Genomic DNA, 15164 nt, shown 5'->3' with positions numbered 1-15164 from the left:
AACTGTCCTTTCGACGGGTCAATTTTGCTTGGCGAAAATATACGTGACGCGTTCAGTGGCAAAAATGCGAAGTATGGTTCACATTAGGGTCTTCACAGCTCGTGCATAGAGCAGCTGTCTGCCTTTAGAACGTGGTAAGATAGCTATCCACGAGCGGGGTTTACCCCGCGTGTTCCTTGAAAAGTCGACGGCTATCGGGTGTTTGCAGGCCCGATACCATCCAGACTTTCCCAACATTCGGGGGCGACTGGTTTCGACACGATAGCTCTGAGAGAGGAAGCAAGCCGAGGTCTCCTCGCCTCGTTAAACAGGGGTACCGTCAAATTGAATTGACAACAACTCTTCTTTTGAGCCTATGGCTCTCGCTGCTTAGTTTATAGCGGCGCGTCAACCCGGTGATTTCCCCGACACCGGCGCGACGTCATGTTAGGGGAATGCTCCCGCGCACGTAATCGGTATGGCGCGGGCTAAGACCGAACCGGTTGGGATGCCGCGAGCGTGTCGCTGCGCGCAAAGCGTCCGAGACTAAACCAGCGACTGAGCTTGGAGATGCCAATCAGGGGGCTTTCGTGGACCGGAGTTCGATTCTCCGCGCCTCCACCAATAGCTACAGGCAGGTAGGTAAACGCACCTACCTGCTTTTTTATTACTTATAGATACCGCGGAGAATCGAACTCTATGCAGGGCGCGGGCGTAAAGAAAACGCGTAAGCGTTTTTAGCCCGCGGGCGAGGACGCCGGCAGGCGGCCGAAGCCGGTGCGGATTTGCGAAGCAAATACGCGGATTCTCCGCGCAAAGCCTCAACTTTATATGGACGCGATGTTATCGAATCTCAGCCTGCCATGCGCCGCATCAACGGAACCCCAAACCCGCGGAGAACCGAACTCTGTGCAGGGCGCGGGCGTAAAGAAAACGCGTAAGCGTTTTTAGCCCGCGGGCGAGGACGCCGGCAGACGGCCGAAGCCGGTGCGGATTTGCGAAGCAAATACGCGGATTCTCCGCGCAAAGCCTCTACAAGGTGGAGTAGTCAATTTGGGACGGGGCTATTTTAGCTACCCCTATAAGCCAGTCGATATTAGTTCCGATCCCCAATAATTCGTCGACAGTCAAAGGGCAGCTAAAATAGCCCCGTCCCAAATTGACTACTCACGTTGACGCCTCAAGCGGAAGTTGCATCCCAGAATCTACGCTCAGAATGGGATGCATTTTCCGGATGGGTTGTTGGCGGAAAGTCCATCCCGGAATCGCCCCCCAGAGCGGGACGTGCTTTCCGCCAGTCGCCCCGTCCTACTCAACTCCAAAACCCATACGCTCTCCATCTCAAAACTGGGTAGAAGAAGGCCAAAACGAAACAGTAGGAGGTCAACATGACGGCAGAAGATAAGGCAAAGAACGCCGGCAAGGTCGCGCTCGTTTTGGAGGGTGGCAGCTTCCGCGGGCAATTTACCGCGGGCGTGCTCGACGTCCTCATGGAAGCCGGCGTCGAGATTCCGGCAGTATATGGCGTATCGGCCGGCGCCCTCAACGGCGTGAACTACAAGTCGCACCAGATCGGCCGTGCCAACCGCATCAACCTGACTTTCTGCAACGACAACCGCTTCATGGGCGCCGCATCGTTTGCGTCCACGGGCTCCATCGTGGGTTACGACTTCATCTTCAACGATGTCCAGGACCGCTTGGATCCCTTTGATAACGAGGCATTCGACGCGAGCCCCATCGAGATGTACGCCGTCGCGACGGACATGCTCTTTGGAACCGCTGCATACCTGCCGGTCAAAAGCGCCGTGCTCGACCTCGATGCCGTGCGCGCCTCGACGTCGCTGCCGCTGGTGACGCCGCCGGTCGAGATCGACGGGCACAAATACGTCGACGGCGGCGTAGCCGATTCGGTCCCCATCGAGCACGTGCTGGAGGAGGCCGGCTTCGATCGCGCGGTTGTCATTGTCACGCAGGACCGCTCGTACGAGAAAAAGCCCTACGAGTTTATGCCTGCCGCACGCGCCCGCTATGCCGACTACCCCTATCTGCTCGAGGCTATCGAGACGCGCCACGACCGCTATAACATCCAGCGCATGCATCTGTGGAAGTATGAGCGTGAGGGCCGCGCGCTGGTCGTTGCCCCGCAAAAGCCTGTCGAGGTCGGTCACGTCGAGCACGATCCGGCAAAGCTTCTCGACCTGTATATTCAGGGTCGTCAGGAGGCAAAGCGTCTGCTAAGTGATATCAAGGCATTTGTCGAGCGCTAGCGTCGCGACATCATTACCGATGGACGACATGTGCAGAAAGTCTGGTCAGAGCCAAAATACCTGTTGACTCGGGCGACGGGCGGGGTAATATGGACGGGTTACTTGCAGAGCCCCGTGAATCTCTGTAACAACACGTACTGTACATGGAGGAGTCTAAGTGATTTCGAAATCGACTCACTACGCCAAGCAGGGCGAGGTCCAGCGCAACTGGGTTCTCGTCGACGCCGATGGTGCTGTCCTGGGCCGTCTTGCCACCCAGATCGCAATGATCCTGCGCGGTAAGAACAAGCCCCAGTTCACGCCCAACAGCGACTGCGGCGACTTCGTTGTCGTCATCAACGCCGATAAGGTCCAGCTTACCGGTAACAAGGCCGACACGAAGACCTATTATCGCCACAGCGGCTACAACGGCGGCCTCAAGGCTGAGAGCTTCCACCAGGCTATGGAGAAGCACCCGGAGAAGGTCATCGAGCGCGCCGTTCGCGGCATGCTGCCCAAGACCACCCTCGGCCGTGCCCAGATGACCAAGCTTAAGGTCTACGCTGGTGCCGAGCATCCGCATGCTGCCCAGAACCCCACGAAGATTGAGCTGGAGGCTTAAAGATGGCTGAGAACACCGTTGTCTACCAGGGTACCGGCCGTCGTAAGAACGCCGTCGCCCGCGTCCGTCTCGTCCCCGGCACCGGCAAGGTGACTATCAACAAGCGTGACGCCGAGCAGTATTTCGGCCGTCATCAGCTCGTTGAGAACGCCCTTGCTCCCTTCAAGGTGACCGATACCGCCGGTCAGTTCGACGTTATCGCTCTGTGCGATGGCGGCGGCATCTCCGGTCAGTCCGGCGCTCTGCGCCTGGGCATCGCTCGCGCTCTTCTGAACGCTGGCGACTACCGTGCTGACCTCAAGAAGGCCGGTTTCCTTACGCGCGATGCTCGCGTGGTCGAGCGCAAGAAGTACGGCCTCAAGAAGGCCCGCCGCGCTCCCCAGTTCTCCAAGCGTTAAGGTTTTTCTCCTTACGAGATACAATGTACAAGCGGGGCCTGCCGATTGCTCGGCGGGTCCCGCTTTTCTTTTTCGACTAGGGTGGGCGAGTGCGTTTTGCCCACTTGGGAAGGAGCGATCCTATGCCCCAGAACATCTTTGGCACCGACGGCGTCCGTGGCGTCGCCAACGCCGACCTCTCGTGCGACCTCGCGTTTCGCCTTGGCCGTGCGGCGACCAAGTTCCTTGGTCCGGACATTTGCGTTGGCCGCGACACGCGTCTTTCGGGCACCATGCTCGAGAGCGCTCTGACCGCTGGCATTATGGCCGAGGGCGGCCGTCCGCACTGCTGCGGCGTTATCCCTACGCCGGCCGTGGCGCTGCTCACCGTCCAAAACGAGCTCGACGGCGGCATCGTCATCTCCGCTTCGCACAATCCGCCGGAGTTCAACGGCATCAAGTTCTTTAGTCGCAAGGGCATGAAGCTTCCCGATGCCGTTGAAGAAGAGATCAGCGCCTGGGTCATGTCCGAGGAGGCCATGGCTGCCGACACGCTGCCGACCGGCGCCGGTGTGGGCCACATCATCAAGATGAAGGACGCTCGCAAGGCATACGTCGACCACGCTATCAGCACCCTCGACGGCCTTAAGCTCGACGGCCTGGTCGTTGCCGTTGACTGCGGTCACGGTGCTTCCTGCCAGACCACGCCTGCCGCGCTTCAGCGTCTAGGCGCCACGGTCCACGCCATCAATACCGACTACTGTGGCACCGACATCAATGTCGAGTGCGGCTCCACTCATCTTGAGCCCCTGCGCGAGCTCGTGCTGCGCACCCACGCCGACATCGGCCTGGCCCACGACGGTGACGCCGATCGCGTGCTGTTCGTGGACAGCGAGGGCAACGAGATCGATGGTGATTACATCCTGGCCATCTGCGGCTCTGACCTCGCCGCTCGCGGCAAGCTCGCCAACTCCGAGATCGTCTCGACCGTTATGTGCAACTTGGGCTTTTCCATCGCTATGAAGGAACAGGGCTTTGAGATGGTGCAGACCGCCGTGGGCGACCGCTACGTGCTGGAGCGCATGCTCGCGGACGGTGCCGTTATCGGCGGAGAGCAGTCCGGCCACATCATCTTCCTGGAGCACAACACCACCGGCGATGGCCTGGTGACGGCGCTGCAGCTGCTGGCCGTGCTCAAGCGCACTGGCCGCACCCTCACCGACCTTGCCGGCATCATGAAGAAGTACCCGCAGGTGCTCGTCAACGTGCATTCCGACAACAAGGCCGGTCTGGACGATTGCCAGCCCATTTGGGACGCTGTCGCTGCCGCCGAGAAGGAGCTTAACGGTCGCGGCCGCATCCTGGTGCGCCCGAGCGGTACCGAGCCGTTGGTTCGCGTGATGGCCGAGGCCGAGACGCACGAGCTGACTCAGCGCGTCGTTGACGACATCGTCGAGGTTGTCAAGCGCGAACTTCCCTAATGGTCAAAAACCAATGCCAAGTGGTAAACTACTAAAACTGGTTTTGATTATTGGTATGTCCAAGGGGGAGCATGTTCACTAAAGTCCTAAGGTCTTTTGGTATGCGTGGTCGAGTCCTTACGCTGGATGCTCCCATCTCGGGCGATGTCATTCCGCTTTCCGAGGTTAACGACCAGACGTTTGCCACTGGCCTTTTGGGCCAAGGCGTTGCCATTCGGCCTACGGGCACGCGCGTGATTGCACCTGCGGATGCCAAGATCGAGGCGATTTTTCCAACGGGACACGCCGTTGCGCTCAACACGGTCGATGGCTTGGATGTTTTAATCCACGTTGGACTCGATACCGTTCAGCTCGAGGGCAAACACTTTACCGTGCATGCACAGGTGGGCGATATCGTCCATAAGGGCGATGTGCTTATCGAGTTTGAACGCGAGGCAATCGAGGCCGAGGGCTACGATGTGACGGTTCCCATTTTGGTGTGCAACTCTGTTGAGTTCTCGAGCATCAAGGGCTCCGTTGGCGAGCATGTCGAGGAGATGGATCAGCTCATCGTCGCTCGCGAGCGCTAACTCGTTCGCTTGCCCTTTGGCCTACAATTCAAACACGTTTACGGAGGGCGCCCTTGAAAGAGGGCGCCCTTCGTGGCAAGATGAAAAATGTCCGAGGCTAAAAGGCTTCGGGTCACCGTGGACGGGCAGGGGCCTCGACGCGGCTAGACACGAGATACATACATTACGCGACCTCGCCCTGGTGGCCGCACACGTTGGTTGCGGCCGACGCAGGCCGCGGGCAAGTGCTTGTAAGGGGAGCCTTGCCTCTCTTCTACGAGAAAGGATGCGTAATGAAGATCATTAAAGCTAAAGACTACGAGGATATGAGCCGCAAGGCCGCCAATATCATCTCGGCGCAGGTTATCCTTAAGCCCGATTGCGTGCTCGGTCTTGCCACCGGCTCCACTCCGATTGGCGCCTACAAGCAGCTCGCCGATTGGTACAAGAAGGGCGATATTGACTTCTCCGAGGTCAGCACCTATAACCTGGACGAGTATCGCGGCCTTTCGCACGATGATCCCCAGAGCTATCACTACTTCATGCGCGAGAACTTCTTCGATCACATCAACGTCGATCTGAATAACACGCACGTGCCCGATGGCTCCAACCCCGATGCCGCCGCTGCCTGCTCCGAGTACGATAAGATCGTCGCTGCCGCCGGTTACCCGGATCTGCAGCTGCTCGGCATTGGTAATAACGGTCATATTGGCTTCAACGAGCCCGATGACCACTTCTCCAAGGGTACGCACTGCGTCGACCTCACCGAGAGCACCATTCAGGCCAACAGCCGCCTGTTCGATAGCATCGACGACGTTCCCCGCCAGGCTTACACCATGGGTACCCAGACCATCATGTATGCCCGCATGATCCTGGTCATCGCCAACGGCGAGGCCAAGGCTCAGGCTGTGCACGATATGTGCTATGGCCCGGTTACGCCCGAGTGCCCGGCTTCGATCCTGCAGCTGCACACCAACTGCGTCGTCGTTGCCGACGAGGCTGCCCTTTCGCTCTGCGAGTAGTACAATCCGAGCGATTTGTTATTACTTTGTTACAGGCTCCCGTTCTGCGGGGGCCTTTTTTATTATGCATATGCGGGATGGCGGCTAGCTTATAGACTCATGAGTCCTTATACTGCGTCCGTCCGCAATATCTGCCAGTGGAACCAGATGAGCGCGGACTTTATGGTGTGCATAACATTAGCTTGCCAAAAGCTTGACGGTGGTGCCTCGTATAGCGTGATGCATTCTCTAGCATATTCTATTCAAAAATGCTACTAATGAGTCGCAAACGGTATCAGCGCGTAGGTGAGTTGCGCAACAAAATATTACAAGCCCCATTGCGTTACACTGCCAAATGAGTGGGACATGCTGGCAAGCGCATTGACCTGCGCAAAGACCGGTTGGTTGGGGGAAAAGTTTCAATCGGCGCTCGCTGAACAAAAACTTGCCAAATGCGAACCGAAAGACAACCTAAAACTCTGCGTCGTTCGATTTACGGGATGGCTTGGGCTGTCTTGCGATTACGGTGTCCATGTGGCCGAGGTAAGGAGCGAGCATGATGAACGGGCTGAACGATACGGACGATCTCGAATTGGCGCCATTGGGCACAGGTTATATGGTCCGACGTGATCGCCTGATGAGCGAGTTGATTGTCAAGGGCCGCAAGGCGGGCATTGTGTTGCTCTATGCACCAGATGGGTTTGGGAAAACATCGATATTGCTTCAGTACACTCAGGAAGTCAAAAGCGACCCGACGCGCGGTCTGGTACGAATCATCGAGGCTGACCGCGCGATTGCCCGCGAGGTGTTTATGCAGCTCGAAGTGGTCACAGATGAACTTGAGGACAAACCGCGATCGTTGATTGCGATTGATAACGTCCCCAACCTCGATCAGCAAGATACCGAGGAGCTTATCGATCGAATTCGAGGCCTGCGCACTATGGGGATCGGGGTCTTTGTCACCTGCCGCCCCTCAAATCGCCAGTTGATTCGCGGGCTGGGTGACTCGGTCAAGATCAATGCGCAGATGCTCAAGGTGCATGCCTATGAGTATTCGGCTTGGGCATCGGCGTTCTCGATTAGCACGTCGCTCGATTTTTACCAGCTCACACAGGGTGTTCCCGAGTTGGTTTCGGCTATGCAGACGGGGCTGTACGGAGAGGGCGACGTTGCCAGCTTGCTCGAAAACGAGATTGTCAACGTATACGGTGCGGCACTTGCCGATATGGCATCAATCGATAACGGCGCCCTATTTAACGTGGCGTGCGTGATGGCCCTGATGGGCGAGGGCAAGATTGCGGAACTTGAGGCATGCGGTGTCAGGCTCTCCATGATCGATCAGTCCTATCTTGTTCGTGATTATCCGATTTTTGGTGTCGATCCGGTCGACCGAAGCTTTACGTGTATGGGCACCGAGGATAACGCGCGCCTGAGATTACGAAAAATGGTTGCGGAAATTCGTCCAGAGCTCGTTATGCGCGCGGCACGCATTCTGCTCAAGGCGGGCCGATGCGATGCTGCGATGGATTTGGCAGATGCCTTTTTGGATCGCGACGCCGTCCTTGAGCTTGCTGGACAGTATGGTGTCGATTTGGCTCTGACTGGGCATGGAGGGGATGTCTGTCGCGCGGTACTGAGGACGACGGATACCGACAAGCCCGCGTTGGAGCCGACGCCCACCGAGGCACTTGGTGTCTATTTGGCGGCGGTAAGCGTTTCGAATACTAAACTGGCCCGGTATATGGCCTCGATTGTCGAACATGCGAGCGCACAGTCGGTCCGCGAGATTGATTTGGTTTCTTGGAAAGTCGCCCAGGTGCTTACGGTCGTCTGTTATGGAGATTGCGAGCTTGGGCTTCCAGCCAATCCTGCGCTTCCAAAAAATGAGGCATCTTGTGCTGCGCTCGATATGCTGTCGGCGCATATCGAGGTTAAGAGCCGGCTGACCGAACAGGCGAAAGACGGCGCAGCGCTTTCGGGACTCAAGGCGAACAAGGTATATGATTGCGAACTCGATATTGCAGAGATTCTCATACGGGCAGATCGGATGTTGGTGGAGCTCTTCGATGGGTCCTTTATGGGAATCGATGAGCGTGACGACGAGATGTCTCGGACACGGGAGGCACTCGATGCTCGTGGGCTTAAGGCACCGGCTGTCTGGGTGCGTATGGTGCTGGCGGCACGGCGTCTGCTTGCAGGCCTGCCAATGACTGACGATACGGCGTTTAATGAGCTCGATCGCTTTGCCGTGCGCGTGCGTGACAATCAAATCCAGCTGTTTGGCCTGCTACTCGAAGGCTGGCAGGCGCTCGCCGAGGGGCGCCCGGTCAACGCGAAGTTCCGCGCGGTCCAGGTGCTCAAGCTTGCTGACGAGTCGATCGCATACATGCGCGACAACGCGTTGCTGTTGGAGCGTGCATCAAGCCTTCGCAATACGTCGATGGTGTCGGTACGAGAAGAGGCAGAGCTGCTCGACCTAAGTCGGACACAAGTCGGCGGCGCGGAGGCTTGGGTCGTAGCGCTGCATTTGGCGTCTGCGGGCCGTGACAGCGATCTTGCCGCCTGGATGTCTATGAATCGTTCTGGGATTCTGGAGCCAGCGTATCGGCTGTTTGCACGCCTTGCGATGCATTGCCTGGGCGAGCCTGCTGCCAAGATTCGAAAGAAGCTCCCGGTGCGTGAGCTATCGCGATATTCGCTGCGCGACGATTTGGAGGGAGAGAGCGAGCGGCTGTTCCAGGTCGGCGAGGTCGAACCCGTCGACGCTATCGATCATATCGAGATTCGCATGTTTGGCGCGTTTCGTGCCGAGCGCGACGGATTTCCCATCACAGACAAGATGTGGCGTCGTAAGAAAGCGGCAACGCTTGCCGAGCGGCTTGCGTTGGGTATCGATTCGTTTGTCGATCGCGAGACCTTGGCTATGGAACTGTGGCCACATGCCGAGTACAGTAGCGCCCGTAACAACTTGTATTCGACTGTGTCACGCTTACGATCCGCTTTGGGACCCACGCCAGATGGCAAGTCGTGCGTCCTGATTCAAAACGACTGCCTTGGCCTCAACAGGGATTACGTTAAGACCGATGTGAAGCTATTTGAGCAGATAAGCCGCGAGATTTTGGGTAATCGCACAAGAGTGCGTGGGCCTCACCTGGTCGAGCTGTGTCTTAAGATCGAACAGCTCTATACCGGACCGCTGTATATCCCCAACGGTTGCAATCCGACGTACTTTTTGCGCATGCGCCGCATCATGCAGTCGAAGTTTATCGACTGCATGATTGTGGGAGCAAGCGCTGCCTTGGAAGAAAACGACCTGCAGTCGGCAATTTGGCTGGTAGAAGCGGGGCTACGTCAGGAGACCGCACGCGAGGACATGGTGCGATGCGCCATGCGCGTGTACGGAGCGGCGGGGAGACGCCGCGATATCGTCGAGCTCTACAGCGGGCATATCCATCATCTTAAGGAACAGGTCGCAGGCGTTCCCGAGCCCGAGACCAAGCGTCTCTACGAGCGTCTGGTCGAAAGCAGGGTCAACCGACCGTTCATTGAACGATAAAAAACGGGCGCCCGCATCATTCGGACGCCCGCAGGCTTGCTCTGTGTGAACCGATCGGCCCTTAGACGAGCTTGATCTTCTCGATATCCTTGCGCGAGGACTCTCGATACAGCGAGAACTTGCGGCCGATAACCTGAACGACGTCGGCGTGGCAGCGCTCGGCGAGTTCCTCGGCGGCCTCGCGGGCAGAAAGGCTGGAGCCGTCCAGCACGGAGCACTTAACGAGCTCGTGCTTTTCCAGGTAGGCGGCCGTCTGCTCGACGGTACCCTCGTTGACATCGGACTTACCGATGATGATGGCGGGGTTGAGGTGATGGGCCATGCTGCGAAGCTGCTTGACCTGGGCTCCTGTCAGTGCCATGGGATCTCGCTTTCTATGTATGGGGCGCCCCGCGATGGGGCCTTAATCTACGTGAGCTGTCCCACGATAGCGCAGGAACGGCGCGGTGTGGAGCGCGTTTGCCAGTTCGCAAAGAATGCGGATGCCGGGCGGGTAGACGATGCATACTTTAGATGGGCTACGGTCGGGGCGCAGAGACCGGCTCCCAGGCGATGAACGCCCATCGGACCTTGCGGATGTGGTCGAGCATGTAACCTCCCTGCGGCACGCCCTTGGATCCCGGCTCGCCGGCATGGGGGTTCTCGATCATATGTTGGGCGATATAGTCGCGCAGACGATCGATCTTATCCTCGTTGCCATGCTCGAGCATACGGGAGAGGTCTGCCACGGCGGCCTCGAGGCTATCGAAGGTGTCACGACGGGGCGATTCAAAATACGTGACCTGCGGTAGTGCACCCATCTGAATAAGGATGTTAAAGGCGTACACAAAACCATTGCTACGGGTAACCGAGGCGCCGATGGCATTCATCACGTGCAGGTCATAGCGCGGGCTGGAGTTGGCGACCATCGTGACAGCACAACGCCGCCGACCAGCCTGCAAGCGCATCCATTCGCCATTCCAATCCGCAGAAAGAAGCTCAGATTGAATTACACCATCAACCACGGGCCATCCCTCCTCACAACAAAAAAGCGACTCCTCCCAAAAGAAGAGCCGCAACCAGCATATATCAGAAAAAGAACCGTTCCAACGCCAAACCGCCGCACCAGCCAAGTGGTGCAGGAGCGAAGCAACTGCAACCGGGATAGAACCCAACTGAGGTCCCGTTGTGCGGGAGCCCCGGTGAGGGCAAATATATAAGGTCGATCGCGAGTTCCGCACGAGCCGGAGAGCACTTAATGTGCTCTCCGTGCGAGTCAGGACTGTCCGAGCAGGCGACCTTATATATTTGCCCTCACCGGGACTCCCGCCCGAACCCTTCAGCTAGTTCTTGAGCGAGTTCAGCGGCGCCGGGAAGCGTCCACCGCGGTGGGCAAGCACGGTGCCGGCGTTGGGGTTCACTGGCATGATGGGCGCACGGCCAAACAGGCCGCCATACTCGACGCAGTCGCCCACGCCCTTGCCGATGGCGGGGATCACGCGCACGGCCGTGGTCTTATTGTTGATGACGCCGATGGCCATCTCGTCGGCGATAATGCCGGCGATAGTCTCGACCGGGGTGTCGCCGGGAATGGCGATCATGTCCAGGCCAACGGAGCACACACAGGTCATGGCCTCGAGCTTCTCGAGCGAAAGCGCGCCGGCCTCGACGGCGGCAATCATGCCGGCGTCCTCGGACACGGGGATAAAGGCGCCCGAGAGGCCGCCCACGCTGGAGCTGGCCATGACGCCGCCTTTCTTGACGGCATCGTTGAGCATGGCGAGCGCGCAGGTCGTGCCGGGGCCACCGCAGGTGCCCACGCCGATGATCTCGAGGATGCGCGCGACGGAGTCGCCGACGGCAGGCGTAGGCGCCAGCGACAGGTCGACAATGCCTTTCTCGACACCTAGGCGACGGGCGGCCTCGCGACTCATGAGCTCGCCGGCACGGGTGATCTTAAAGGCGGTCTGCTTAATCTTTTCGGCGACTTCCATCATCGATGCGGAATCGGGCAGCTTCTCCAGGGCTGCGGCCATAACGCCGGGGCCCGAGACGCCTACGTTGATGACGGCGTCGGCCTCGCCACCGCCGTGAACGGCGCCCGCCATAAACGGGGAGTCCTCGACCATGTTGGCAAAGCAGACAAACTTGGAAGCACCGACGGAATCCTCATCTGCCGTAAGCTTGGCGGCATCGATGATGGTCTGAGCCGCCATGAGCACGGCGTCCATGTTGATGCCGGCGCGCAGGCTGGCGACGTTGACGCTGGAGCAGACGCGGCTGGTGGTAGCGAGCGCCTGGGGGATGGACTGAATGACGCGGCGGTCGGCGTCGCCGATGCCCTTCTGGACGAGTGCGGAGAAGCCGCCCAGGTAATCGATGCCGAGCGTCTCGGCCGCGCGGTCGAGGGCATGCGCGATGGGGGTGAGGTCCTCATCCTTGCAGCACGCGGCAATCTGCGCCACCGGGGTGACGGAAACGCGCTTGTTGACAATGGGGATACCGTACTCGCGCTCGAGGTTCTCGGCGGTCTCGACCAGATGCTCAGCCGTGTGCGTCACGTGGTCGTAGATCTTCGTGCACATGCGGTCGAGGTTCTCGTCGCCGCAACCCATGAGCGAAACACCCATGGTGATGGTCCTGATGTCGAGGTTCTGCTCCTCAACCATGCCGCGGGTTTCCGCGATTTCTGCGGGCGTGATCGCCATCCTTGCACTCCTATCTGCCAAAACGAGCATAGTCTTGTCTATTCTAACGTGCCGCACGTGCCAAGTGGCGCATGCGGCACGTTTTGGTGCTCGGTTGTTTCCGTTGTGTTACTGCCCAAAGACCTCTTCGGCGATACGAGCGCTTTCGGCGGCGTCCTTGGCGTAGTAGTCCGCGCCGATCTGCTTGGCGTATTCGGGGGTGAGTACGGCGCCGCCTACGATGATCTTGACGCCCGGCACCTCGGCATGAAGCAGTTTGATGGTCTCCTCCATAGCGACGACCGTGGTGGTCATAAGCGCCGAGAGGCCGACGAGCTTGATGTCGCGCTCCCGTACGATCTTGAGCACCTCCTGCGGGTCGACGTCGCGGCCTAGGTCAAAGACGGTATAGCCGTAGTTATCGAGCAGCATCTTGACGATGTTCTTACCGATGTCGTGGATGTCGCCTTTGACGGTGGCCACGCAGATTTTGCCCTTGTCGGCAATCTCGCCGGCGGGCATCAGGCGCTTGATGGTGTCAAAACCCACGCGCGCGGCCTCGGCCGAGGCCATGAGCTGCGGCAAGAAGAACTTTCCCTGGTCAAAGAGGACGCCAACCTCGTCGAGGGCGGGGATAAAGTGGTTGTTGATGAGGTCCATGGCGTCGTGGTCAGCCAGCAGACGCTCGGTCTCGGCCGCAATCTCGCCTTTGCGGCCCGAGACGACCATGCGACGAATCGGGTCGTCGTTGCCGTCGCTGCCGTCGGTGCCAGCGGCGGGCACAGTGTCGGTCGATACTGTCTGAGCCGCCGCCGGGTTCGCGGTGATCTTGTACGGATCGGTCCAGCCGGCGTAGCGCTCGATGTATCCGGTCGAGCCCTCGTCCTCAACGCTCAAGACGCGATAGCTGTAGACGGTATCCATAAAGCGCTTGGAGCCCGGGTTCATGATGGGGGCGTCCAGGCCCGCGCCAAAAGCGGCAGCCAAAAAGACCGAGCCCAGCAGCGGGCGGGCGGGCAGACCAAAGCTGATGTTCGACACGCCGAGCGCACATTTGACGCCCAGACGCTCCTTACACAGGGACATGGCGCGCAGGATCTGTTCGGCTTGGCGTTGATTGGTCGAGGCGGTCATGACCAGGCAGTCGATGAGGATGCGGTCCGGTCCGATGCCGTAGCGGGCGGCCTCGGCCACGATGCGCTCGGCGATGGCGAAGCGAGCCTCGGCGGTATCGGGAATGCCGCCTTCGTCGAGCGTGAGGCCGACGACGTTGGTGCCGTAATGGGCGACCAGCGGAAAGATCTCATCCATGATCTGCTGCTTGCCATTGACCGAGTTGATGATGGGCTTGCCGGCGTAGCGGCGCACGGCGGCCTCGACGGCTGCGGGGTCGGTGGAGTCGATCTGCAACGGCAGCAGCGTGGAACCCTGGAGCTGCTCGGTGGCCTGTTGGATGATCTTGACCTCGTCGATCTCGGGCAGGCCCACGTTGACGTCCAGGATGTCGGCGCCTTGCTCCTGCTGGCTGATGCCCTGGCTTACGACGTAGTCCAGGTCGCCGTCGCGCAGGGCCTGCTGCAGGCGCTTTTTTCCGGTGGGGTTGATGCGCTCGCCGATGACGGCGATCTTGTGGCCGTCACAGGGAAGGTCCACCACGGTCTGGGCGCTTGTGACCGACATGCTGGGCTTGCGGTGGCGCGGGCAGGGCGTGTGGTTGTCGATAAGCGTGCGCAGCGCTGCCATGTGCGCCGGCGTGGTTCCGCAGCAACCGCCCACGACGCTTACGCCGTCGGCGATCATGCCGGCGACGGCCTTGGCGTATTCGGGGGCCTGGATGTCAAAGACGGTGTTACCGTCGTCGTCCACGTGGGGGAGTCCCGCGTTGGCCTGCACCATAACGGGCTTGTCGGTAACGGTGAGCATGCGTGCGGCGAGTCCTCGGAGCTCGGCCGGTCCCTGGCTGCAGTTAATGCCCAGGACGTCGGCGCCGATGGCGTCGAGCGTGATGGCGGCAACCTCGGGACTCGTGCCCAGGAAGGTACGGCCGTCCTCCTCAAAGGTCATGGTGGCAAAGACGGGCAGCTCGGAGTTCTCGCGGCAGGCAAGGACCGCCGCCTTGATCTCGGCAAGATCGGTCATGGTCTCGATAATAAAGAGGTCCACACCCGCGTCGACGCCAGCGCGCACTTCCTCGGCAAAGAGGTCATAGGCCTCGTCGAAGCTGAGGGTACCCAAGGGGCGAAGCAGCGCACCGATGGGGCCGATATCGCCGGCGACGTAGCGGGCACCGGACGCGCGGGCGCAGGCGACGGCGGCGGCAAAGACATCTGCCACGGTGGCGGCACCGTCGAGCTTGTGGGCGTTGGCGCCAAAGGTGTTGGCGGTGATCACATCGCAGCCGGCCTCGACATACTGACGCTGAATATCGGTAATGACCCGGGGCTCCTCAAAGTTGAGCAGCTCGGGCAGGGCGCCGGCCTTCATGCCGGCCGCCTGCAGCATGGTGCCCATGCCGCCGTCGAACAGCAGGTGCCCCGTGCCCTCGATGGCGGCGCGCAGGCGATCGTCCTTAATGTAAAGGTCGTCGATCGTGCGCGTCTTGTACGTGGCGCCCTTGCGGCGGGCAGCATCAACGGGCGCCGCCAGCGCGGCGCCGTCCAGATCATGAGTGATAAGCGGGGTGAACAT

11 protein-coding genes and 1 other RNA gene are annotated in these 15164 nt (G+C 59.6%); 8 read left to right on the top strand and 4 right to left on the bottom strand.

Annotated elements, in window-relative coordinates:
• Positions 1–239 precede the first annotated feature (239 nt).
• From ssrA to ACQRAP_RS04760, 8 genes are all read left to right on the top strand, one after another.
• Positions 240–603, top strand: a transfer-messenger RNA (tmRNA) gene (gene ssrA / locus ACQRAP_RS04795).
• A gap of 764 nt (positions 604–1367) precedes the next feature.
• Positions 1368–2246 carry a patatin-like phospholipase family protein gene (locus ACQRAP_RS04790; RefSeq protein WP_427728677.1) on the top strand — a complete coding sequence of 293 codons (879 nt, stop codon included), beginning with the start codon at positions 1368–1370 and terminating at the stop codon, positions 2244–2246.
• A gap of 157 nt (positions 2247–2403) precedes the next feature.
• Complete coding sequence (gene rplM, locus ACQRAP_RS04785; protein WP_370450665.1) at positions 2404–2847, top strand: 50S ribosomal protein L13; 444 nt, start codon at positions 2404–2406, stop codon at positions 2845–2847.
• A 2-nt stretch (positions 2848–2849) separates the two neighbouring features.
• Positions 2850–3245: a 30S ribosomal protein S9 gene (rpsI, locus tag ACQRAP_RS04780; protein ID WP_022094634.1), complete on the top strand. Its 396-nt coding sequence runs from the start codon at positions 2850–2852 to the stop codon at positions 3243–3245.
• A gap of 122 nt (positions 3246–3367) precedes the next feature.
• Positions 3368–4705: a phosphoglucosamine mutase gene (gene glmM, locus ACQRAP_RS04775; protein WP_427795030.1), complete on the top strand. Its 1338-nt coding sequence runs from the start codon at positions 3368–3370 to the stop codon at positions 4703–4705.
• Between the two features lie 101 nt (positions 4706–4806).
• Positions 4807–5274 (top strand): PTS sugar transporter subunit IIA, encoded by a 468-nt coding sequence (locus ACQRAP_RS04770; RefSeq protein ID WP_427719420.1) that lies wholly within the window; start codon positions 4807–4809, stop codon positions 5272–5274.
• A gap of 272 nt (positions 5275–5546) precedes the next feature.
• Positions 5547–6275: a glucosamine-6-phosphate deaminase gene (gene nagB / locus ACQRAP_RS04765; RefSeq protein ID WP_427795029.1), complete on the top strand. Its 729-nt coding sequence runs from the start codon at positions 5547–5549 to the stop codon at positions 6273–6275.
• 616 nt (positions 6276–6891) lie between these two features.
• Positions 6892–9810: an AfsR/SARP family transcriptional regulator gene (locus ACQRAP_RS04760; RefSeq protein ID WP_427795028.1), complete on the top strand. Its 2919-nt coding sequence runs from the start codon at positions 6892–6894 to the stop codon at positions 9808–9810.
• A 61-nt stretch (positions 9811–9871) separates the two neighbouring features.
• On the opposite strand, the gene ACQRAP_RS04755 is transcribed toward ACQRAP_RS04760, so the two are convergent.
• From ACQRAP_RS04755 to ACQRAP_RS04740, 4 genes are all read right to left on the bottom strand, one after another.
• On the bottom strand, positions 9872–10171 hold the full coding sequence (locus tag ACQRAP_RS04755) for a YhbY family RNA-binding protein (RefSeq protein WP_427795027.1): 300 nt from the start codon (positions 10169–10171) through the stop codon (positions 9872–9874).
• Between the two features lie 157 nt (positions 10172–10328).
• A complete protein-coding gene (locus ACQRAP_RS04750; RefSeq protein ID WP_427795026.1) occupies positions 10329–10814 on the bottom strand; it encodes a hypothetical protein in 486 nt (161 codons plus the stop codon).
• A gap of 318 nt (positions 10815–11132) precedes the next feature.
• The gene (locus ACQRAP_RS04745; RefSeq protein ID WP_427719427.1) at positions 11133–12497 is read right to left on the bottom strand and encodes a PFL family protein; all 1365 of its coding nucleotides are present in this window, start codon (positions 12495–12497) and stop codon (positions 11133–11135) included.
• A 108-nt stretch (positions 12498–12605) separates the two neighbouring features.
• Positions 12606–15164, bottom strand: a complete 2559-nt coding sequence (locus ACQRAP_RS04740; RefSeq protein WP_427747554.1) for a homocysteine S-methyltransferase family protein — start codon at positions 15162–15164, stop codon at positions 12606–12608.

This window comes from Collinsella sp. SGI.180 (genome assembly GCF_050313455.1).
GTDB lineage: Bacteria > Actinomycetota > Coriobacteriia > Coriobacteriales > Coriobacteriaceae > Collinsella.
Note: the sequence above shows the minus strand (reverse complement) of the source record. Positions and strands in the feature narration are given on the sequence as shown.